The 23,975-nt window shown below is 43.4% G+C and carries 19 protein-coding genes; 8 read left to right on the top strand and 11 right to left on the bottom strand.

All coding sequences use genetic code 11. The features are described 5' to 3' along the window. Positions 1-160: 160 nt before the first annotated feature. From sucD to sdhC, 8 genes are all read right to left on the bottom strand, one after another. Positions 161-1,033: a succinate--CoA ligase subunit alpha gene (gene sucD, locus PR800_RS14655; RefSeq protein ID WP_102138331.1), complete on the bottom strand. Its 873-nt coding sequence runs from the start codon at positions 1,031-1,033 to the stop codon at positions 161-163. Next, positions 1,033-2,199 (bottom strand): ADP-forming succinate--CoA ligase subunit beta, encoded by a 1,167-nt coding sequence (gene sucC, locus PR800_RS14650; protein WP_004909077.1) that lies wholly within the window; start codon positions 2,197-2,199, stop codon positions 1,033-1,035. The genes sucD and sucC overlap by 1 nt, the downstream gene beginning before the upstream one ends. A 132-nt stretch (positions 2,200-2,331) precedes the next feature. Next, a complete protein-coding gene (odhB, locus tag PR800_RS14645; protein ID WP_102138330.1) occupies positions 2,332-3,543 on the bottom strand; it encodes a 2-oxoglutarate dehydrogenase complex dihydrolipoyllysine-residue succinyltransferase in 1,212 nt (403 codons plus the stop codon). Between the two features lie 14 nt (positions 3,544-3,557). After that, positions 3,558-6,371, bottom strand: coding sequence for a 2-oxoglutarate dehydrogenase E1 component (sucA, locus tag PR800_RS14640; RefSeq protein WP_102138329.1), 2,814 nt, complete (start codon positions 6,369-6,371; stop codon positions 3,558-3,560). A 496-nt stretch (positions 6,372-6,867) separates the two neighbouring features. Beyond that, positions 6,868-7,584, bottom strand: a complete 717-nt coding sequence (locus PR800_RS14635) for a succinate dehydrogenase iron-sulfur subunit (protein WP_004256824.1) — start codon at positions 7,582-7,584, stop codon at positions 6,868-6,870. Between the two features lie 35 nt (positions 7,585-7,619). Continuing rightward, positions 7,620-9,386, bottom strand: coding sequence for a succinate dehydrogenase flavoprotein subunit (gene sdhA / locus PR800_RS14630; protein WP_102138328.1), 1,767 nt, complete (start codon positions 9,384-9,386; stop codon positions 7,620-7,622). Next, positions 9,387-9,731 (bottom strand): succinate dehydrogenase membrane anchor subunit, encoded by a 345-nt coding sequence (gene sdhD, locus PR800_RS14625; RefSeq protein WP_004256832.1) that lies wholly within the window; start codon positions 9,729-9,731, stop codon positions 9,387-9,389. It abuts the gene before it with no gap. After that, positions 9,725-10,114: a succinate dehydrogenase cytochrome b556 subunit gene (gene sdhC, locus PR800_RS14620; protein WP_004909059.1), complete on the bottom strand. Its 390-nt coding sequence runs from the start codon at positions 10,112-10,114 to the stop codon at positions 9,725-9,727. The genes sdhD and sdhC overlap by 7 nt, the downstream gene beginning before the upstream one ends. A 671-nt stretch (positions 10,115-10,785) precedes the next feature. On the opposite strand from sdhC, the gene PR800_RS14615 reads away from it, so the two are divergent. Then, a complete protein-coding gene (locus tag PR800_RS14615) occupies positions 10,786-12,072 on the top strand; it encodes a citrate synthase (protein ID WP_004909058.1) in 1,287 nt (428 codons plus the stop codon). Positions 12,073-12,153: 81 nt separating this feature from the next. Here PR800_RS14615 and PR800_RS14610 read toward each other — a convergent pair whose 3' ends face one another. Then, positions 12,154-12,915, bottom strand: coding sequence for an AraC family transcriptional regulator (locus PR800_RS14610; protein WP_102138327.1), 762 nt, complete (start codon positions 12,913-12,915; stop codon positions 12,154-12,156). Between the two features lie 130 nt (positions 12,916-13,045). Here PR800_RS14610 and PR800_RS14605 point away from each other — a divergent pair, with 130 nt between their 5' ends. Next, on the top strand, positions 13,046-14,173 hold the full coding sequence (locus PR800_RS14605) for a multidrug effflux MFS transporter (protein WP_102138326.1): 1,128 nt from the start codon (positions 13,046-13,048) through the stop codon (positions 14,171-14,173). 180 nt (positions 14,174-14,353) lie between these two features. Here the strand turns inward: PR800_RS14605 and PR800_RS14600 are convergent, their stop codons facing one another. Then, a complete protein-coding gene (locus PR800_RS14600) occupies positions 14,354-15,097 on the bottom strand; it encodes a type 2 GTP cyclohydrolase I (RefSeq protein WP_102138325.1) in 744 nt (247 codons plus the stop codon). Between the two features lie 232 nt (positions 15,098-15,329). Beyond that, positions 15,330-15,536, bottom strand: a complete 207-nt coding sequence (locus tag PR800_RS14595; protein WP_036957942.1) for a YbfA family protein — start codon at positions 15,534-15,536, stop codon at positions 15,330-15,332. 440 nt (positions 15,537-15,976) lie between these two features. Here PR800_RS14595 and kdpF point away from each other — a divergent pair, with 440 nt between their 5' ends. The 6 genes from kdpF to kdpE are packed head-to-tail and all read left to right on the top strand — an operon-like array spanning position 15,977 to position 23,850. Next, the gene (gene kdpF, locus PR800_RS19680; protein ID WP_102138324.1) at positions 15,977-16,066 is read left to right on the top strand and encodes a K(+)-transporting ATPase subunit F; all 90 of its coding nucleotides are present in this window, start codon (positions 15,977-15,979) and stop codon (positions 16,064-16,066) included. A 1-nt stretch (position 16,067) separates the two neighbouring features. Further along, positions 16,068-17,771: a potassium-transporting ATPase subunit KdpA gene (gene kdpA / locus PR800_RS14590; protein ID WP_210844584.1), complete on the top strand. Its 1,704-nt coding sequence runs from the start codon at positions 16,068-16,070 to the stop codon at positions 17,769-17,771. Positions 17,772-17,784: 13 nt separating this feature from the next. Further along, on the top strand, positions 17,785-19,848 hold the full coding sequence (gene kdpB / locus PR800_RS14585) for a potassium-transporting ATPase subunit KdpB (RefSeq protein WP_102138322.1): 2,064 nt from the start codon (positions 17,785-17,787) through the stop codon (positions 19,846-19,848). 10 nt (positions 19,849-19,858) lie between these two features. Continuing rightward, complete coding sequence (gene kdpC / locus PR800_RS14580) at positions 19,859-20,452, top strand: potassium-transporting ATPase subunit KdpC (protein ID WP_272531091.1); 594 nt, start codon at positions 19,859-19,861, stop codon at positions 20,450-20,452. Between the two features lie 8 nt (positions 20,453-20,460). Continuing rightward, positions 20,461-23,148, top strand: a complete 2,688-nt coding sequence (gene kdpD, locus PR800_RS14575) for a two-component system sensor histidine kinase KdpD (RefSeq protein WP_210844583.1) — start codon at positions 20,461-20,463, stop codon at positions 23,146-23,148. Positions 23,149-23,163: 15 nt separating this feature from the next. Beyond that, positions 23,164-23,850, top strand: a complete 687-nt coding sequence (kdpE, locus tag PR800_RS14570; RefSeq protein WP_102138319.1) for a two-component system response regulator KdpE — start codon at positions 23,164-23,166, stop codon at positions 23,848-23,850. Positions 23,851-23,975: the final 125 nt, after the last annotated feature.

The raw sequence follows: 23,975 nt of genomic DNA, 5'->3' as shown, positions 1-23,975 counted from the left end.
TTTTCCTTCATATAAGCCTATAGAACGCACTTTTAAGTATAGACACACATTTCAAAAAACCGCATAACCCTATAAAAATATTTAAAAGGCATAAAAAAACCCGTGCTCACATGAGCACGGGCTTTCGTCTCTTACTCTTGCTAGTTGCCTAGCGAATTACTTATTTATTCAGCAGAGATTTGACTGCATCACCGATGTCTGCAAGGCTACGAACGGTTTTCACGCCAGCAGCTTCTAATGCAGCAAATTTCTCATCAGCAGTCCCTTTACCACCTGCGATGATTGCACCTGCGTGGCCCATACGTTTGCCTTTTGGTGCAGTTACACCTGCGATATAGCCTACAACAGGCTTAGTAACATGCTTTTTAATATATTCAGCTGCTTCTTCTTCTGCGTTACCACCGATTTCACCGATCATCACGATAGCTTCAGTTTGTGGATCTGCTTGGAATAACTTCAGGATATCAATGAAGTTTGAACCTGGAATTGGGTCACCACCGATACCTACACAAGTCGATTGGCCTAAGCCTGCATCTGTTGTTTGTTTAACTGCTTCATAAGTCAACGTACCTGAACGTGAAACGATACCGACTTTACCTGGCATATGGATATGGCCAGGTTGGATACCAATCTTACATTCACCCGGCGTGATAACACCAGGGCAGTTAGGGCCAATCATACGAACGCCTGCTTCGTCTAATTTCACTTTAACTGTCAGCATATCCAGAGTTGGAATACCTTCAGTGATAGTGATGATCAGCTTAATGCCAGCATCGATAGCTTCTAAAATAGAATCTTTACAAAATGGTGCTGGAACATAGATAACAGAGGCTGTTGCGCCCGTTGCTTCTACAGCTTCACGAACAGTGTTAAATACAGGCAGACCTAAGTGAACAGTGCCACCTTTACCTGGCGTCACACCACCGACCATTTGCGTGCCATAAGCAATCGCTTGTTCTGAGTGGAATGTACCTTGGCCACCAGTGAAACCTTGGCAAATTACTTTGGTGTTTTTATCGATTAAAATAGACATTATTTAGCCTCCGCTGCTGCTACTGCTTTCTTAGCTGCATCAGTCAGGCTGTTTGCAGCGATAATATTCAAGCCGCTATCTGCCAGTTTTTTAGCACCTAACTCTGCATTGTTACCTTCTAAACGCACAACGACTGGTACATTTACGCCAACTTCTTCTACTGCACCAATGATGCCGTCTGCAATCAGGTCGCAGCGAACGATACCACCAAAGATGTTAACAAAAACGGCTTTCACGTTTTCATCAGAAAGAATGATTTTAAATGCTTCAGTTACACGCTCTTTTGTCGCGCCACCGCCAACATCTAAGAAGTTAGCCGGTGCACCACCGTGCAGCTTAACGATATCCATAGTACCCATTGCAAGGCCCGCACCGTTAACCATACAGCCGATGTTGCCGTCTAACGCAACGTAGTTCAGTTCCCACTGAGCGGCTTGTGCTTCACGTGCATCTTCTTGTGATTCATCACGTAGTTCACGGATCTCTGGTTGACGATATAACGCGTTGCTATCGATACCTAATTTACCATCTAAGCAAACTAAATCACCCGCAGTGCTGATAACCAGTGGGTTGATTTCCGCTAATGCTAAATCGCGTTCTAGGAATAATGTAGCCAGACCCATGAAAATTTTCGCGAATTGACTAACTTGTTTGCCAGTTAAGCCTAATTTAAATGCTAACTCACGGCCTTGGAAAGGCATTGGGCCAGTCAGTGGGTCGATAATCGCTTTGTGAATTAACTCTGGAGTCTCTTCTGCGACTTTCTCGATTTCCACGCCACCTTCGGTAGATGCCATGAATACAACGCGGCGAGTACTACGGTCTACAACCGCACCTAAATAGAGTTCTTTAGCAATATCAGTTGCCGTTTCAACCAGAATTTGGTTAACAGGCTGGCCGTTTGCATCTGTTTGATAGGTAACTAAGTTTTTACCTAACCAGTGTTCTGCAAATGCTTTCACTTCGTTGATATCACTAGTGACTTTTACGCCGCCAGCTTTACCACGTCCACCTGCGTGAACTTGGCATTTAATTACCCAAGGGCCGTCACCAATTTTTTTAGCAGCATCGACGGTTTCAGCGACTGATGAACAGGCATAACCTGTCGGTGCAGGCATCCCATAACGTGCAAACAACTGTTTTGCCTGGTACTCGTGTAAATTCATGATGTTCTATCCATAATTGAGTCTGAAGAGGCGTTTATTCGCCTCCTGCAATTGTTACTGATTTAGCAACCCGCGAACGGGTTGCATCGGTTACTTCAGACCGGGCAAGTTGTACCCTGCCCTGTTATGTTGCTATACGTCCAGCAGTAAACGAGTTGGATCTTCCAGCATATCTTTGATAGCGACTAAGAAGCCAACTGACTCACTACCATCGATTAAACGGTGGTCGTAAGACAGTGCTAAATACATCATAGGAAGAATCTCTACCTTACCATTTACAGCCATAGGGCGGTCTTTAATGGCATGCATGCCTAAAATCGCGCTCTGTGGTGGGTTAATGATAGGTGTAGACATCAGAGAACCAAATACGCCACCGTTAGTGATAGTGAAGTTACCACCACTTAAGTCTTCGACAGTTAATTTACCGTCACGACCTTTAACAGCCAGTTCTTTAATTTTCTTCTCGATATCTGCCATGCTCATTGCATCGACATCACGCAGAACTGGTGTTACCAAACCACGTGGTGTTGAAACCGCAATACTGATATCGAAATAGTTATGGTAAACCACATCATCGCCATCAATAGAAGCATTCACTTCTGGGTAGCGCTTCAGTGCTTCAACCGCAGCTTTCACATAGAAAGACATAAAACCTAAACGAACACCATGACGTTTTTCGAATACTTCGCCATATTGTTTACGTAAGTCTTTGATTGGTTGCATATTGACTTCGTTAAAGGTCGTCAACATGGCGGTCGTGTTTTTCGCTTCTAACAGGCGCTCAGCAATACGTTTACGTAAACGCGTCATTGGAACACGTTTTTCGCTACGGTGTGCTAAAGGCGCTTGTGGAGCCGCTGGGGCTTTCGCCGCAGGTGCCGCAGATTTATTTGCAGCTAAATGTTTTTCAACATCTTCACGCGTTAAACGACCACCAACACCCGTACCTTTGATGTCAGCTGGATTTAAGTCGTGCTCTGCAATCAAACGACGGATCGCAGGGGTCAGAGCATCATTGCTTTCAGTTTCTAAACTTGCCGTTTGACGCTGTGCAGGTGTTGACTCTTGTGCTTCTTTCACTTCAGCAGGAATACCTGTGCTATCGCCTAAACGAATGCGACCCAGTAATTGCTTAGACAATACCGTTGCACCTTCATCTTCAACGATAGCTTCTAATACACCAGCTTCACTTGCAGGAACTTCTAATACGACTTTATCTGTTTCGATCTCAACCAGTACTTCGTCACGCTGAACACTGTCACCTGGTTTTTTATGCCATGTGGCAACCGTAGCATCTGCAACGGACTCAGGAAGATCGGGAACAAGAATTTCTACGCTACTCATTTTCTATCCTTTAATTATTCAATGTTCAAAGCGTCATTAACCAGGGCTTTCTGTTGTTCCTGGTGTACGGACGTATAGCCAACTGCTGGAGATGAAGAAGCAGCTCGACCTGCATAACGTAAAGTTGCCCCTGTTGGGATAGCTTCACGGAAGTTATGTTGACTGCAATACCAAGCACCTTGGTTTAATGGCTCTTCTTGACACCATACAAAGTCTTTTACATCAGTAAATTGCGCCAACGCTTTTTGGATATCTTCGTGTGGGAACGGATATAACTGTTCGATACGCACGATAGCCACGTCAGTTTGTTCATTTTTACGACGTTGTTCTAACAGATCGTAATAGACTTTACCTGAACACATAACGACGCGTTTCACATTTTTCGGATTGATATCATCTATTTCACCGATAACTGGCTCGAATGTACCGTTTGCCAATTCTTCCATGCTAGAGACCGCTAATGGGTGACGTAGCAGAGATTTTGGTGACATCACAATCAGAGGACGGCGCATGCCACGTAAGGCTTGGCGACGCAACATGTGATAAACCTGAGCAGGTGTTGACGGCACACACACTTGCATGTTTTGGTCAGCACACAGTTGCAGGTAACGTTCTAAACGTGCAGATGAGTGCTCTGGCCCCTGACCTTCATAACCATGAGGCAGTAGCATTACCAGACCACACATACGACCCCATTTTTGCTCACCAGAGCTAATAAATTGGTCGATAACCACTTGAGCACAGTTAGCAAAGTCACCAAATTGGGCTTCCCAAATAGTCAGTGCACGAGGCTCAGTAGTGGCATAGCCATATTCGAATGCTAATACCGCGTTTTCAGTCAGAACAGAGTCCCAAACATTAAAGACGCCTTGGCCGTTATGGATATTTTGCAGTGGAACGTAAACTGAACCATTTGTTTGGTTGTGAATAACTGCATGACGGTGGAAGAATGTACCACGGCCTGCGTCTTCACCGGACAAACGCACAGGAATACCTTCATCAACTAACGTTGCGTACGCTAAAGTTTCAGCCGCGCCCCAGTCGAGTAATTTCTCACCTTTTGCCATTTCGGCACGGTCGGTATAAATTTTCTCAACACGAGATTGCGCAACCACGCCTTCTGGGATAGTGCTGACTTTAACAGCCAGATCCGTTAAGCGTTTAATATCAACTGTTGATTTATAGGATGCATCCCATTCATGGTTTAAATATGGAGCCCATGTATATGAGTTCAGCCCCATTTCACGGTACTCTTCAACCACACAGTTACCTGCATCTAACGCATCGCGATACAGATTAACCATTTCAGTAACATCATTAGCACTTAATACGTTTTCTGCAATTAAACGATCTGCATAAATTTTACGTGGTGTTGGGTGCTGTTTGATTTTTTGATACATCACAGGCTGAGTTGCACTTGGCTCATCCGCTTCGTTATGGCCATGGCGGCGATAACAGACTAAATCAATCATAACATCGCGTTTGAACGTGTTACGGAAATCAAGCGCTAAACGAGTCACGAAAGACACTGCTTCTGGGTCATCCGCATTCACGTGGAAAATTGGTGCCTGCACCATCTTCACGATATCTGTGCAGTATTCTGTTGAACGTGTATCTTTTGGATTTGAAGTCGTGAAACCAATTTGGTTGTTAATCACGATACGCATCGTACCGCCAACTTCATAACCACGAGCTTGAGACATGTTCAGTGTTTCTTGTACAACACCTTGGCCAGTTACTGCTGAGTCACCATGAATGGTAATTGGCAGAACCATGTTGCTGCGGCCTTCATCCAGACGGTCACGACGTGCGCGCACTGAGCCGATAACCACTGGACTAACAATCTCAAGGTGAGACGGGTTAAATGCTAACGCTAAGTGAACACGAGAGCCTGCGGTTTCAAAGTCAGAGGAGAAACCTTGGTGATATTTAACATCACCCGCGCTTGAGTGGTCTTTATGTTTACCCGCGAACTCATCAAATAATTCGCCCGGTTTTTTACCTAAGATATTAACTAGAACGTTTAAACGACCACGGTGAGCCATACCCAAAACAACTTCACGGGTATCTTGCTTGCCTGCGTGGTGGATTAAATCTTTCAGCATTGGGATCAGTGAATCACCACCTTCCAATGAGAAACGTTTTGCACCTGGGAATTTAGCCCCGATGTAACGCTCAAGCCCTTCAGCTGCCGTTAATTCAGCTAAGAAGCGTTTTTTCTCTTCTACTGAGAAAATTTTAGAAACATCAACAGACTCAAGACGCTGTTGGATCCAACGTTTTTCTTCTGTATTCGTGATATGCATATATTCTGCACCAATAGAACCGCAATAAATACGTTTCAGGTGGTCATATAGCTCACTCAGCTTCATGGTTTCTTTGCCAATCGCAAATGAACCCACGTTGAAGGTTTCGTTGAAGTCTTCTTTCGTCAGGTTGTGGAATGCTGGGTCTAAATCTGGAACAGATTCACGTTTCCAAAGACCTAACGGATCAAGATTCGCATTTTGGTGCCCGCGGAAGCGGAACGCATTGATTAATTGCAAAACTTTAACTTGTTTTGCGTCGATAGCTGGATCGCTAACAGAGGTGTGATAACGTGTAGAGTCTTTTGCTAAGCGGCGGAAGTAATCGCGCGCTTGGGAGTGGAATTGTTCACCGCTAGTGCCTAGTGCTGCACCAGGAAGTTGCTCAAAAATTGCTTTCCACTCGGCATCGACAGAGTTAGGGTCAGTCAGATAATCTTCATAGAGCTGTTCTATATAAGTCTGGTTCGCGCCTGCCAGAAAGCTTGAATCCAGCCAGTCCTTCATTACGCCGTTCTGCATTGTGATCCCTTAAGCTTTTAAAGCTTTAGTTTTCGCCGTGGTTAACTAATTGCCGCATTTAAGCGACCTCGATAAAGGTTCTCTTGGACGTGCTTTATGCATGTTCTCTCTTTGGGAGGCCCTTTATCAGTAAGGGTTTCCCTTTTAAGGAACCTTTAAAAACTGGCTGCGGTTTTTAAAGGCCCCTATGCTTGGGCTGTCGTCTTCATCTTTTGCAGTTGGCTATTTTTTCTACTTTTTACTGTTACTTTCTTTGCTTTCACTTTTTTACGCTTTTGTAATGACAACGTTTTAATAAGTACTACTTTTTATGGGTGACAATGTTACTTTCTGACGCCCTTTGTTGGTATTTCGTTTTCGTGCTTTTGTGAGCTTCCGCGCATTAAAAACCTATTACTGCTTTTACTTTACGCGTTTCTTTTTACTTATGTTTTTATTTTGTGCTATTTCTCTTTTAACCCACAGCACCTGAGCACTGTGGGTTAAATATGCATAATTAAGCGCTATGTTTTAGTAACATAGATTTAATATGACCGATAGCTTTCGTTGGATTTAGCCCTTTAGGGCATACATTGACACAATTCATGATGCTATGACAGCGGAAGACACTAAAAGCGTCGTTCAGATCATCTAATCGTGAATCGGTTTCAGTATCACGGCTATCAATTAAGAAGCGATACGCTGCCAACAAGCCTGCAGGCCCGATAAACTTGTCTGGATTCCACCAAAACGATGGGCAAGAAGTCGAACAACAAGCACACAAAATACACTCATATAAACCATCGAGTTTTTCACGTTGTGCAGGAGTTTGTAAATTCTCACGCGCTGGTGGGTTCTTGTTATCATTAATCAGATATGGACGAATTTTTTCGTATTGGGTATAGAACTGAGTCATATCGATAATCAGGTCACGCACAACAGGCAGACCCGGTAATGGACGAATGACAATTTTCTTCCCACCACGGATTAAAGCAGATAATGGCGTAATACACGCCAACCCGTTTTTACCGTTCATGTTCAGGCCATCGGAACCACATACCCCTTCACGACAAGAACGACGGAAAGAGAGTGTTGGGTCTTGCTCTTTGATTTGGATTAACGCATCCAGCAACATCATGTCACGCCCTTCAGGAACTTCTAGCGTGTAATCTTGCATACGTGGTGCGTTGTCCACATCAGGATTGTAGCGATAAATCGAAAATTGTAATTTCATAGTTTATTTCTCCGCAACTGGATTAACACCACGCATTAGTAGGTACGAATTTTCGGTGGGAAGGCTTCACGCAGTTTTGGCTGCATGTTGACTTCACGACGCGTCATCGTTTCAGATTGCGGTAAATATAATGAGTGACATAACCAATTCGCATCATCTCGCTCTGGGTAGTCAAAGCGGCTATGCGCACCACGACTTTCTGTACGGAAGTTTGCAGCTTGTGCCGTTGCATAAGCCGTTTCCATCAGGTTATCCAGTTCTAAACATTCGATACGCTGAGTATTAAATTCAGTCGAAGTATCATCAAGGCGTGCATTTTGCAGACGCTCACGGATCACTTTCAGCTCTTCTAAACCTTTCGCCATTGCATCACCCTCACGGAATACCGAGAAGTTATGCTGCATACAGGTTTGCAGTGCTTTACGGATTTCAGTTGGGTCTTCACCCGTACGCGCACCTTCCCAACGGTTAAAACGTGTCATCGCTGCATCAATATCAGATTCAGATGCATCACGCATTGAACCTTGCTCCATAATGGATTCTTTCAAATGCAGACCCGCTGAGCGACCAAATACCACTAAGTCGAGAAGTGAGTTACCCCCTAAGCGGTTAGCACCATGTACTGATACACAGGCAATTTCACCGACCGCAAACAGACCAGGAATGACTTCATCTTCGCCTTTTTCGTTATAACGCAGAGCTTGACCCGTCACTTTCGTTGGAATACCGCCCATCATGTAATGACAGGTAGGAATAACAGGGATTGGCTCTTTGATTGGGTCAACGTGAGCAAAGGTACGAGATAATTCAAGGATACCCGGTAAACGAGATTCCAGAACGTCTTTTCCTAAGTGATCCAGTTTCAGCTTGGCGTGTGGACCCCATGGGCCATCACAACCACGACCTTCACGAATTTCAATCATGATTGAGCGCGCAACAACGTCACGACCCGCAAGGTCTTTCGCGTTCGGCGCATAACGCTCCATGAAACGCTCGCCGTCTTTATTCAACAGGTAACCACCTTCACCACGACAACCTTCTGTCACGAGAACACCCGCGCCAGCGATCCCCGTAGGGTGGAATTGCCACATTTCCATATCTTGCAGTGGAACACCTGCACGAGCAGCCATTCCCACGCCATCACCCGTATTGATGTGTGCGTTAGTGGTTGATTGGTAAATACGACCCGCACCACCCGTTGCTAAAATAGTTGCTTTCGCTTTGAAATAAACCAGTTCGCCTGTTTCCATACAAATTGCAGTACAACCTACAACATCGCCGTCTTGGTTTTTAACTAAATCAAGGGCATACCATTCAGAAAAAATGGTTGTGTGGTTTTTTAAGTTCTGCTGATACAAGGTATGTAACAGTGCATGGCCAGTACGGTCAGCTGCAGCTGCAGTACGCGCAGCTTGCTCACCACCGAAGTTTTTAGACTGACCACCAAATGGACGTTGATAAATACTTCCATCATCAAGGCGCGAGAACGGTAACCCCATATGTTCTAATTCGAGGATAGCTTCTGGCCCTGTTTTACACATGTATTCGATAGCGTCTTGGTCACCAATGTAGTCGGAACCTTTAACGGTGTCATACATGTGCCATTCCCAGTTATCAGGATGCGTGTTACCTAAAGCAACCGTGATACCACCTTGCGCTGATACAGTATGAGAACGAGTTGGAAAAACTTTTGACAGAAGCGCACAAGATAGGCCCATCTGTGAAATTTGAAGTGCTGCGCGCATACCTGCGCCACCCGCACCGATAACGATAGCGTCAAACTCTCTGATTGGCAGATTCATTTATGCACCCCACACAACAATTGTTCCGTAAATTAAATAAGCCAACAGACCTACAACGATAGCCAGTTGCAATACTAAACGAATTGCTAAAGGTTTAACGTAGTCAGTCAGCACTTGCCACATGCCAATCCACGCATGAACAAGAATCGAGAACAACGTGAGGATAGTGAATACTTTCGTCACAGAAGAGGCAAAAAAGCCACGCCAGACGTCATAGGTAATGTCATTAATAGCAACAAAACCAACAATGTAGAGTACGTAGAGCGCGATGACAATCGCAGAACCACGGATTAATAGCCAGTCCTGGATACCAGTACGGCCTAAAGCTGAAGCATTACTTACCATACTAAAATCCCCGCCAGAATTGCTAAAATCACGGTAATGACAAATGTAATTTTTGCAGATGAGTTACCAGCAGCAAGCGTTTCATCAACACAACCGAAATCCATTAGCATATGACGAATACCACCACAGATGTGGTAAGCCAAAGCTGTCAAGATGCCCCAAAGAATGAACTTAGCAAAAAAGCCAGTCATTATTTCAGACGCGTATTGAAAACCTTCTGGAGAGGAGAGAGATGTCCCTAACAACCAAAGCAGAATACCAACTGCGATGAGAGTAATGACGCCAGAGACACGGTGCAAGATCGAAGATATTGCAGTGATCGGGAAGTGAATCGTCTGCAAATCAAGGTTGACAGGTCTTTGTTTTTTCACAATTTTGCCCACACAGCTCTTTATTATTTTCCATCCTCCGGACCTGGGGTGGAAATCAGACAGCGACAGGGGTACAAAATGCAACTTAACACAAACTCTAATCCATCATGTTTAAATAAAGTTGCATACTGATCACGCTGGGAACTCCTACTACAGGGTAATCCGGAGACCTGCCGCTAGTATAAAGTCTTCACAATGCCATTACAATTCCCACACAAAATGTTTGGAGACATTTAGCCCGAACAGTGAGAGGGATCACGATTTAAACATTTTGTATAAATGTGCTTATCTTATTTGACAATGATTCAACATTTATCTTACATATAGGTCTGGCAGAATTATCTTAACGGTGCTGTTGACACTTCATCGTAAAAGAAAAAAACGTGAATGTTGCAATGTTAAGTACTCTTCAATTTGAACTATGATGGGTATTAATAACAAAAGTTATGAAAGTTGTTCCCCTTACCACAAATAATGATATTGTAGGGAAAACAACAAAAAGAACATAACATCTACACACTCATAAACAACCTAATTACATTGTCGTCGGTCTCAGATTTCAGGTTTTATGTGATAGCGAGCTGATTTCCAAAGCATACCGGTAGAACAATGCATGAAGACACAGTATAACGCTGAGCTTCTGGGTTGTTGGGTGTCGATTATCAAGCGCTAAGGAGACCGTAATGGCTGATAACAAAGCTAAGCTAACGACTGGTAGTAAGGGTGATATTGACCTAGATATTTTAAGCCCAACGATTGGTCAAGACGTTATCGATGTCCGAACTTTAGGTTCTAAAGGGTTTTTTACCTACGACCCTGGTTTTACTTCTACTGCATCCTGTGAATCAAAAATCACCTATATCGATGGTGATCAAGGCATCCTGTTGCACCGTGGTTTCCCTATCGATCAACTCGCCACTGAAGCCTCTTATCTCGAAGTTTGTTATATCCTGCTATACGGTGAAGCACCAACTCAAGAACAATATGACGTATTTAAAAATACGGTGACTCGCCATACCATGATCCATGAGCAAATTACTCGCATGCTTAATGGTTTCCGCCGTGACTCACACCCAATGGCTGTATTATGCGGTGTTACTGGCGCACTAGCAGCTTTCTATCACGATGCATTGGATGTTAACAACCCACGCCACCGTGAAATTACGGCTTATCGTCTGCTGTCGAAAATGCCAACAGTCGCAGCGATGTGTTACAAATATTCAATTGGCCAACCTTTTGTTTATCCACGTAATGACCTGTCATACGCGGGTAATTTCTTGCATATGATGTTCTCGACACCATGTGAAGAATACACAGTTAATCCTGTTTTAGAACGCGCAATGGATCGTATCTTAATCCTACACGCTGACCACGAACAAAACGCTTCAACCTCGACTGTACGTACTGCGGGTTCATCCGGTGCAAACCCATTTGCTTGTATCGCGGCAGGTATCGCTTCACTGTGGGGGCCTGCTCACGGCGGTGCTAACGAAGCTTGCTTACGTATGTTGGAAGAGATCCAAACTGTTGAGCACATTCCTGCATTTATCGAGCGCGCTAAAGACAAAAATGACTCTTTCCGCTTGATGGGCTTCGGTCACCGTGTTTATAAAAACCATGACCCACGTGCAACGGTAATGCGTGAAACTTGCCATGAAGTTCTAAATGAACTTGGCTTGAATGACAGCTTGCTGGAAGTCGCTATGGAGCTGGAACGTATCGCATTGAACGACCCGTATTTCATTGAGAAAAAACTGTACCCGAACGTTGACTTCTACTCAGGTATCATCTTGAAAGCAATGGGTATTCCATCTTCAATGTTTACTGTTATTTTTGCCATTGCACGTACCATTGGCTGGATTGCACATTGGAATGAAATGCACGATGACGGCCTGAAAATTGCTCGTCCTCGCCAGCTATATACCGGCTATGACAAACGTGAATTCAACTCTGAATTAGCAAAAAAATAATATTTAATTAAATCTGAACCCTACATATGCTAAGGCCTCGAATTTTCGGGGCTTTTTTCTTTTTTATTAATGTCATTTAGCTTACTGCTGTTGATATTCCCTTGGTGTCATTCCGCTCATTTTGCGGAAAAAACTGATAAACGCGCTATCACTTGTTAGACCAAGCTCTTGAATAATATAGTGATAAGGTTTTTCTTGTGCAAGCAACTCAATCGCTTTAATAAACCGCCATTGTTGTCGCCATGTTTGAAATGTCATGCCTGTTTCTTTCAAGAAAATACGCGTGATTGTTTTCTCACTCGCACCGATAGTCTGCGCTAACTGGTTTAAATTCGGTGGTAATTGCTCGATATCAATCCCTTTAAAGCGTCTATCTTGCGGTAATGGCAACAGTGTTGGCTCTAAAGCTGCACTTTGTAGCTCATCGATAAATACCGGTAATAAGTTGGCCAAACGCCCCTGCTGCCAATCACTCTCAAACGGCGCAATAGCAATACGTTCTAGCACTTCCCTTAGTAATGGGGAAATATTCAAAATAACCACATCGTTCCCGATTTTTTTGGCATATTCTTCTGATAAATAAACCGATCGATACCCCACGGATGCCTGCATTTGTGCCCGATGAAGAACAAATGGAGGGATCCAAGCCACTCTACCAGGGGGAAGCAAAGACAGGCGATTTTCCAGTGAAATTCGTATACACCCTTGTTGTGTAAACAAAAGCTGCCCCATTTCATGTTTATGAAAACCAGAGTCATGCTGCCCCATTTTTGCCGCGATCCCCAATACTGGCGCACGATACCAATGAGTTTGAAATTTATCTGTTTGATTTAGCCAAGCCATAATGTCTCTTTTTTGATATTTATAGTCTTTATTATTGTAATAAGACAATGAAAATAACACTAAACTACCTGCTATTAAATCGTTGTATCTAATTAGACCCTTTATTTTTAGTCGATTGGTAGGAAAAAGTATGAAACACCCTCTTTCATTATGGCTTGCTGTTGCCTTAATGATGTTTCCTCAAATTGTGGAAACCATATACAGCCCCGCACTCACTGATATTGCCAGCGCTTTCTCAGTAAATGCGGAACAAGCTTCACAAACACTGTCGCTTTATTTCTTTGCTTTTGCATTAGGCGTGGTGTTTTGGGGACGTATGTGTGACACCTTAGGGCGTCGCCCGACTATTTTGGCGGGTTTATTGATTTACGGTATTGCGTCTATTGGTGCGTTATTTGTCACACATTTTTATTTATTATTATTAATGAGAATGTTGTCTGCATTTGGCGCTGCCGTCGGTTCAATCGGTACACAAACCGCTATGCGTGATAGCTACCAAGGCCATGAATTAGCAAAAGTTTTTTCTATCATGGGTGTTGCTTTAGCAATCAGCCCCGCGTTGGGAATGTTATCTGGTGCTGGACTCGTCAGTTTTGGCGGTTATCGAACCGTTTTTATCGGCTTAGCTATTTTAGCTGTGGTGCTTTTTCTCTGGTCAGCCTGTCGTTTACCTGAGACCAAGCCTGAAAACGTGACGCAAGTCTCATTTATTGAGACATTTTTACGCATGATCGCTGATAAAGAAATTGCTAGAAATGTGATCTTGATTGCATTTTTCAATATTAATTTATTTAGCTATTATCAGCTGGCTCCATTCAGTTTTGAACAATTAATGCTCACTCAACAACAGTTTGGATTAACAGGGATATTATTAGCGCTTGGGGTTGGTTTAGGTTCGATATCAAATCGCTATTTATTGGCTAAAAAACACACATCTGAGCAGCTTGTAAAACTGTCTAGCGTGATTTCCTTAGTGAGTGGCTGTTTGGTTTTTGTGCTAATGGATTCAATTTGGTTCGTTTTACCCGTTATCGGAGTCGTTATTGGTTACGGAATTGCGATCCCGAACATACTTGCCCATGCATTAAACCGTTATGGTGACAGAAAAGGCACCGCTGGCGCAATTTTAGGTTTATTTTACTACATCGGACTCGCCATCGGTCTAATGGTCGCTGGCTGGAGCCAACACTTAGGTTTAGTGTTAACTATTTCAAGTGCAGTATTAGTTTTCGCATCGTTAAAATACCGAACCCAATAGCTATTTTTATTTTTATTTTTATTTTTATTTTTATTTTTATTTTCAATAGATTATCAATCTTCTAAGTATTTCGAATCACAGCTAGGCGGCAAAAGAGTGAAGCCCTAGGAACATACACAAGTATGTGACTAGGGTTCACGAATGCAGCCAACAATGCTATGGTTTGAAAGACGAAGAAGATTAGGCAGGGTTATCGATATCGATAAATTCGGCATCTAACCCATGTTCATCTACGAGCCACTTAGTCAACGCCTTGATCCCATAACGCTCCGTTGCGTGATGCCCTGCGCTGTAGAAATGGATCCCCATTTCCCTTGCTATATGAATGGTTTGCTCAGAAACTTCCCCTGTTACAAAGGCATCTACACCAAATTCAGCTGCTTGTAGAATGAAGCCTTGCCCTCCCCCTGTACACCATGCGATTTGGCGAATTTCTTCTTTTGCATTATCACCACAATGCAGGACTTTACGGCCAAGACGAGTTTCTAAACGAGACGTTAACTCTGAAGGCGTAATGGGTTGGTCAAAAAAACCAAATGGCATTAATGGGTCGATTTGGCCATTCACCTGCACCCCCATAATATAAGCAAGCTGGGTATTATTACCTAATTTGTGGTGCGCATCTAATGGGAGGTGATAACCATATAGGTTGATATCATTCGCTAATAATGTTTTTAAGCGATTTTTTTTCATCCCTTTGATAATGGCTGGCTCATTTTTCCAAAAATAGCCATGGTGAACAATGATGGCATCGGCTTTCTTTTCAACAGCGGCATCTAGCAATGCTTGGCAAGCTGTCACACCGGTGATGATTTTATGTACATGTGGCCGCCCTTCAACTTGCAATCCATTCGGTGCAAAATCTTGGAACTCACTAACTTTCAATTCATCATTAATGATTTCTTCTAATCTTAAGTTATGCATTATATTGTCCTTTTTACTGCACAGCTAAACTGTTTACCCACCAGTTTGAACGTAATTAACTGATAATCAATAAGCATAAACGGAAACATGATTTTTTTCTGTGTTATTTAGAGCAAATCGCGGGTATTGCCCCATGGAAAATAACTGGCCATGAAATAAAGAATGGAAGATAAAAAACAAAACCCCCACAATTCAACATTGTAGGGGTTATTACTAGGCACTCAACTCTAAATTAGCGATGACTTTCCAGTGTTGTCTCTGAGCGTTCTAACCAAACGGGTTTATCGCTAGTCTTAGCCCAAACCTTATGTAAATGGCTATAAAATTTTGCTCTTTTTGGATAAAAAACCATAACCGGAAACGCAATAATGCCAGCTGTTACAGCAGCAGTGCGGCGTGCAAGTACCTGATTACGGGAATATTCGCGATATGTGGACATCGATATCCTCCTTCAGTTGCCACTTTATTTGTCGATCCCAGCGTTGCTCTATCATTCCCCATTAACACACATTTCCCATTAACACAGTAGTAAAGAGCGACTAAAACCGAGCAGATAATATGAAAAATATTGACTGTGAATAGAATATCGCAAATTGTGTAATAAAACCACTCATCTGACCACTTTAAATGTAAATATGACTAAAAAAACGGACCATTCCGTATTTTTACTACATAATTTAACCGAATTATGTTTTATATAAACATAAAAATCACAATCACATAACAATTGGCAATTCCCTTCAGAGATAACCACGTACTCTTTCAAGCAAATAAATCGTCATTTTTATACTTTTTTTACACCCAGCCCGTGCTTTTTATCAGCTTCTTTACAGTGAACCCTTTAGCCTTATCACATGGAAATAATAAGGAGAAAACACTGTGTCATTACTTTCCATTACTGGGGCAGTTCTCGTCGTTTTACTGCTAGCGTATCTGATTTATGCCCTGCTTAACGCGGAGGATTTCTGATATGGCGACTACCACATTGCTATTTTTAGGTAGCTTTTTACTGATCCTATTCATCTTAGCAAAACCTTTAGGTAATGGTATTGCTCGGTTAATCGACAATGACATTCCCCGTCGATTAGAAGCCAGTGAATCCCTACTTTGGCGTTTAACAGGTGTCAAACAGCCGGGAAGGCACATGGCTGAGATGAATTGGCAGCAATATGCCTTAGCGATCGTATTATTTAATTTTTTAGGTTTTATTCTATTATTCGCTATTTTAATGAATCAAGGCTATTTACCGCTTAATCCACAACATTTTGGGGGAATGAGCTGGGACTTAGCCTTCAATACCGCGGTTAGTTTTATTACTAATACAAACTGGCAAGCCTATAGTGGCGAAAATACATTAAGCTATTTAAGCCAAATGGCAGGACTGACAGTCCAAAACTTCCTGTCTGCTGCCACAGGGCTTGCCGTTGCCTTCGCAATTATTCGTGCTTTTTCACGCCATGGCAGTAAAACTGTCGGCAATGCGTGGTTAGATATTTACCGAATTACGGTGTATTTACTCTTCCCTTTAGCGGTTATTTTTGCGCTCTTTTTTGTCAGCCAAGGTGTTATTCAAAATTTTTCCAGTTATTTACTTATTCATCCTTTAGATAGCAGTGAACAGCTACTCCCTATGGGGCCCGTTGCATCACAGGAAGCGATAAAATTGCTCGGCACAAATGGCGGTGGATTTTTTGGCTCTAACTCATCACATCCTTTTGAAAACCCAACGGCACTCAGTAATTTTGTACAGATGTTAGCGATTTTCCTCATTCCTACCGCGCTTTGCTTTGCTTTTGGCCGTGTTGTTGGTAACAACAAACAAGGCCACACTTTACTCTGGGTTATGGGGATCATTTTTGTAGTTGCTGCCATCGTCGTGGTTAAAGCGGAATATGTGGGAAACCCATTTTTAACCGAACTACACGCAACGAGCTCCGCCAATATGGAAGGAAAAGAGAGTCGCTTCGGTATTGTTGGCTCCGCTTTATTTGCCGTCGTTACCACCGCGGCATCTTGTGGTGCGGTTAACGCAATGCATGACTCCTTTACCGCAATGGGCGGGATGGTACCAATGTGGTTAATGCAAATTGGTGAAGTCGTATTTGGTGGTGTCGGTTCAGGTTTATACGGTATGTTGCTATTTGTGCTACTTGCTGTATTCCTTGCTGGCCTGATGATTGGCCGAACCCCTGAATACCTCGGTAAAAAAATCGAAGTGCGTGAAATGAAAATGGTTGCACTGGCAATTTTGGTCACCCCAACCTTAGTGCTGCTAGGTACAACTATTTCATTAATGAGCGAAGCTGGGCGGGCAGGGATTTTAAATCCAGGCGCTCATGGGTTTAGTGAAGTGTTATATGCTTTTTCTTCTGCTGCCAATAATAATGGTAGCGCTTTTGCAGGTCTCAGCACAAATACCCCGTACTACAATGTGCTACTTGCAATAGCTATGTTTATCGGTCGCTTTGGTGTCATTCTTCCTGTTCTAGCGATCGCGGGGTCTATGGCCAATAAAAAACCACAAGCCCAAAGCCACGCCACTTTACCAACGACAGGCCCTTTATTCATTGGGTTACTGATTTTCACTGTGCTTCTCATTGGTGCCCTAACCTTTGTACCAGCCCTTGCTTTAGGTCCAATTGCTGAACAATTACACATTGGTTTTGCGGGTTGATGAGGAGGAAAATATGAACAATAAAAATATTAAATTATTCGATAATAAGCTAATCAAGCAGTCTATTTTTGAGTCTATCAAAAAATGTACACCACAAGCACAATGGCGTAACCCGGTGATGTTTGTAGTTTTTATTGGCAGTATTATCACTACGTTTCTCTGGTTAGCCATGGTAATGGATTACACACAAGGCAGTGCTTGGTTCAGTGGAATGATCACCCTTTGGCTATGGTTTACAGTTATTTTTGCCAACTTTGCAGAAGCACTTGCTGAAGGGCGAAGTAAAGCACAAGCCCAAAGCTTAAAAGGCGTTAAACAACAAAGTAGCGCAACGCGTTTAGCTTTGCCCTCACTGGATGCGAGCCAAGAAATAGTGAGTTCAGACCAGTTACGTAAAGGCGATATAGTGTTGATCCGTGCAGGAGAAACCATTCCATGTGACGGTGAAGTCATCGAAGGCGGTGCTTCGGTGGACGAAAGCGCAATCACTGGGGAGTCCGCCCCTGTGATCCGTGAATCCGGTGGAGATTTTTCCTCTGTAACAGGGGGAACTCGCGTACTTTCCGATTGGCTGATCGTGGAATGTACCGTTAACCCCGGTGAAACCTTCTTAGATAGAATGATTTCCATGGTTGAAGGTGCGCAACGCCGTAAAACACCCAATGAAATCGCACTCACTATTTTGTTAACTGCACTCACGATAATTTTCGTCCTCGTTTGTGCAACTTTGTACCCTTTTACCCTTTTTGCCGCAGATTATGCAGGTGCTGGCGATGCGGTTTCTATTTTAGTATTGATTGCCCTATTAGTCTGTTTAATTCCAACCACCATTGGCGGCTTGCTTTCATCTATCGGCGTGGCAGGGATGAGCCGCATGTTAGGGGCAAATGTGATTGCCACCAGCGGTCGCGCAGTGGAAGCAGCAGGAGACGTTGACGTTCTATTACTCGATAAAACGGGGACAATTACACTGGGAAACCGCCAAGCCTCCGAATTTTTACCGCTAACGGGTATCACTGAACAGCAACTGGCTGATGCCGCACAATTGTCTTCTTTAGCCGATGAGACACCTGAAGGGCGCAGCATTGTGGTGCTAGCGAAACAAAAGTTCAATTTACGCGAAAGAGACATTCATGCCCTGAATGCAACCTTTGTTCCTTTCTCCGCGATGACACGTATGAGTGGAGTCAATATTGGCGAACGGATGATCCGCAAAGGTTCTGCTGATGCGATCCGCCGTTATATTGAAGCTAACCAAGGTAAATTCCCTGTTGAAGCGGATCAACTGGTCGAAAAAGTAGCTCATTTAGGTGGAACTCCACTTGTGGTGGTTGATAATAAGACGGTTTTAGGTGTTGTTGCATTAAAAGATATCGTCAAAGGGGGTATGAAAGAACGCTTTGCCCAAATGCGCAGTATGGGTATCAAAACTGTGATGATCACGGGGGATAACCATTTAACAGCCGCGGCAATTGCAGCAGAAGCAGGAGTGGATGATTTCCTTGCAGAAGCCACACCGGAAGCCAAACTCGCGTTGATCCGCCAATATCAAACTGAAGGCCGTTTGGTTGCCATGACAGGTGACGGCACCAACGATGCGCCAGCACTGGCGCAAGCGGATGTCGCAGTGGCAATGAACTCTGGTACCCAAGCAGCAAAAGAAGCCGGTAATATGGTGGATTTAGATTCTAACCCAACCAAGCTGATTGAAGTGGTGCATATTGGTAAACAAATGCTGATGACCCGTGGTTCATTAACGACGTTCAGTATTGCCAATGATATTGCTAAATACTTTGCGATTATTCCTGCGGCCTTCGCCGTAACATGGCCACAACTTAACGCATTAAATGTAATGCATTTGCACTCACCTGCCTCTGCAATTCTTTCCGCAGTGATCTTTAATGCATTAATTATTATTTTCCTGATCCCTCTAGCAATTAAAGGGGTTAATTATCGCCCAATGAGCTCACAATCATTATTGCAACGTAACTTAGGTATTTATGGTTTAGGCGGGCTGATCGTGCCATTTATTGGGATCAAGCTCATTGATCTATTTATTAGTCTCTTTGGGATTTAAGGTATTGATTATGAATATGATCCGTTCATCGATTATTATGCTATTAATACTCACTCTTTTTACCGGTATAGCCTACCCATTAATGGTAACGGGCCTCGCTCATGTTTTCTTTCCATGGCAGGCTAATGGCTCTTTGCTCACTCAAGATGAGCGTGTTGTTGGCTCAGCTTTGGTCGGGCAAAATGTGAGTAACGTCCGCTACTTTCACGGTCGCCCCTCCTCAACTATTGATAGCCCCTACAATGCATTAGCTTCTGGTGGAAGTAATTTAGCGGTCAGCAATCCATTATTACAACAAGTTATGACTGAACGCAGTGAACAACTGCGCGCAGAAAATCCCGATGCCAGTCGTGCAATTCCCGTGGATTTACTCACAACGTCTGCCAGTGGCTTAGACCCCAATATTGCTATTGATGCAGCGTTATACCAAGCGCCACGCATTGCAAAAAGCAGGCAAATTCCATTAGATGCGGTAAAATCATTGATAGAAACACATACTGAACAGGCACTGTTACCCTTTTTAGGCGAACCAGTCATTAATGTGCTAAAACTGAACTTAGCACTTGATGAATATCAACAACAAATAAATAGTCAAACTCACTAGGGGCTATGATGAACAATCAGGAACCTCTCCGCCCTAACCCCGATGAACTCTTGGCCAAAGCCAATGAAATTGGACGAGGCAAATTAAAGATTTTTTTCGGGGCCTGTGCAGGCGTTGGAAAAACGTATGCCATGCTCCAAGAAGCACAAAGACTCAGAGCACAAGGGCTAGATGTGCTGATTGGCGTAGTAGAAACCCATGAAAGAGAAGAAACGGCCGCGCTACTTGACGGCCTTTCTCTATTGCCACCCAGACGCATTATTCATCACGGTCGTCGCCTAAATGGCTTCGATATTGATGCTGCAATTGCTAGACATCCAGCCATAATTTTAATGGATGAGTTAGCATTTAGTAACCCCAATGGCAGCCGCCATCCTAAACGCTGGCAAGATGTCGAAGAATTGCTTGATGCCGGAATTGATGTGTTGACAACCATTAACGTTCAACACATTGAAAGTCTGAATGATATTGTTGGAAGCATTACAGGTATTCGTGTACGTGAAACGGTTCCAGATCATATTTTTGATGCTGCTGACGAGGTGGTATTAGTTGACCTTCCTCCTGACGATCTACGACAGCGCCTTAAAGAAGGCAAAGTGTACATACCAGGGCAAGCCGAACGCGCCATTGAACATTTTTTCCGCAAAGGAAATTTAATTGCACTTCGTGAGCTCGCACTTCGCCGTACAGCTGACCGAGTTGATGACCAAATGCGTGAATTTCGCGGCGGTAAAGGCCAAGCACCTGTTTGGCATACCCGCGATGGGCTATTGCTATGCATCGGCCATAATAGGGGAAATGAAAAGTTAGTTCGTACAGCTGCTCGGCTTGCTGCAAAATTCGGTAGTGTCTGGCATGCTGTTTATGTTGAAACCCCTGCACTTCATCAGCTACCTGAAACCCAGCGCAGAGCTATCTTAAAAGCGTTACGCCTTGCTCAAGACTTAGGGGCAGAGACGGCAACGTTATCCGACCCTTCAGAAGAAAAAGCGATATTACGTTATGCACGAGAACATAATTTAGGAAAGATATTAATTGGCCGACGTGATAAATCAAACAAATGGTTTAAGCTCAATTGGCGCCCCGGCTTTGCCGATCGCCTTGGTAAGCTCGGCCCTGATCTGGATTTAGTGATCGTCGCACTTGAAGAGAAAAGTGAGTGGGATAAAGAACCGGAAAGAAAGCCGTTCTCTGAAAAATGGCGATCAGATATGAATGGCTATTTAATGGCTATTGTAATGTGCGCCACTATCACTTTATTTTCTCGCACTTTTTTATTGGCTCTCGACAAAGCCAACCTCGTGACACTCTATCTATTAGGTGTCGTGTTAATCGCATTATTTTATGGCCGACGCCCTTCTGTCTTTGCCGCGCTGGTCAACGTGATCAGTTTTGACCTATTCTTTGTTCAACCCCATTTTTCCCTTGCTATCATGGACATGCAATATTTAGTCACTTTTACGGTGATGCTAATTGTTGGGGTTGTTGTGGGAAATCTAACTGCGGGTATGCGATACCAAGCACGTATCGCTCGGTATCGCGAACAACGGACACGTCATCTATATGAAATGACAAAAGAATTAGGACAAGCTATCACCACAGATGATATCGGTAAAACAGGGTATCATTTCCTTAATAATGCCTTCCAAGCCAAAAGTTGCTTATTATTACCTGATGAGGATGGCCAATTAACACCGTTACAATGTGATGGCTACACTGCAATGCAAATTGATAAAGCCATTGCTAAGTGGAGTTTTGATAAACGCCAGCCCGCCGGTGCTGGTACGGATACTTTGCCAAGTGTTCCTTATCAATTACAACCGATCACTACAGCAGATCAAACTCTTGCCGTTCTTGCCATTGAGCCAAGAAATATGCGCCAGTTATTGATCCCAGAGCAGCAACGCATGCTGCAAACCTTCACGGGGTTAATTGCTAGTGCTCTTGCTCGTCTACAACTGACCAAACAAGCTGAGTCTGCCAAATTAGATATTGAACGTGAACAACTGAGAAATTCGTTACTTGCTGCACTTTCTCATGACCTAAAAACACCGCTTACCGTTTTATTCGGTCAAACTGAAATTTTAATGTTGAATTTATCTGCGGAAAACTCACCACTTACAGAGCAAGTTAACCAAATGCGCCAGCAAGTGCTTAGCACCTCGCGCTTAGTGAATAATTTATTGGATATGGCTCGCTTGCAATCTGGTAGTATTCAGCCCAATTTAGCGTGGGAATCGCTGCAAGAAATTACCAGTAGTGCCGTTAGAACTTTGGATTACACCTTACACAGTCACCCTTTAGAAATTGATATTCCAGCCGATTTATTACTTTATTGTGATGCTAATTTGATTGAACGGGTTCTAATCAATCTATTAGAAAATGCTGTAAAATACAGCCATAACGATACCCCGATTGGTATTCGAGCTGCCGTTGAAGGTCAAAAAATTCACATTGAAATATGGGATGCCAGCAATGGGATCCCAAACGGGCAAGAAAAAAATATTTTCGACAAATTTTCTCGAGCGCAAAAAGAGTCAGCGATCCCAGGGGTTGGCTTAGGGCTCGCTATTTGCCGTGCTATAATTCAATTACATGAAGGGGAAATTTGGGCGCAGAATAATAATAAAGGTGGAGCCAGCTTCCACTTTGTCTTACCCCTAAAGCAACTACCTGATATCGAAGTAGAAACATAAAGGATTAGCAATATTGTGAGTACTAGCCATCAAATTCTAGTTGTTGAAGATGAAAAAGAAATCCGTCGCTTTGTTCGCTTGGCGCTGGAAGGTGAAGGCTGGAAGGTCTTTGAGGCGGAAAATTACCAACGCGGCCTCATTGAGTCCGGTACGCGGCAACCTGATTTATTGATTTTAGACCTTGGCTTACCTGATGGCGATGGACTCAATTTGATTCGTGAACTACGCCAGTGGAGTAGTATCCCTATCATTGTTTTATCCGCTCGTGAAGAAGAATCACAAAAGGTGGCTGCATTGGATGCAGGCGCTGATGATTACCTGACAAAACCCTTTGGTATTAGTGAATTACTGGCTCGTGTTAGGGTCGCTTTACGGCGTTTTGGTAAAGTTACTCAAGAAAACTCAAAATGCCAGTTTGGGGATATCACTATCGATTTTATTAATCGAATTGTTACCAAACAAGGTGAAGAGCTCCACCTTACCCCAATTGAGTTTCGTTTACTCAGTGAACTGGTGGCTAACAGTGGCAAAGTATTGACTCAACGGCATTTGTTACTACAAGTGTGGGGGCCTAATTATGTGGAACATAATCATTACCTACGTATCTATATGGGTCATCTACGACAAAAACTGGAGAATGACCCTGCTCGCCCTATTCACTTATTAACCGAAACAGGGATTGGTTATCGCTTTATGCCTTAATCAACTATCAATAATTGAATTCTAAGAATCTTACCGATAGTTTAAATTAAAAGTCTGCTTATAATTTTCTCACCTTTATTTCTATGGAGAGAAATTCGTGCAAATGCTTACTACCCAGCTATCAA

It is taken from the genome of Providencia sp. PROV205, from assembly GCF_028479505.1.
Classification (GTDB): Bacteria; Pseudomonadota; Gammaproteobacteria; order Enterobacterales; family Enterobacteriaceae; genus Providencia; species Providencia huaxiensis.
The sequence above is the reverse complement of the archived record's forward strand: the minus strand, read 5'-3'. Positions and strand labels throughout refer to the sequence as shown.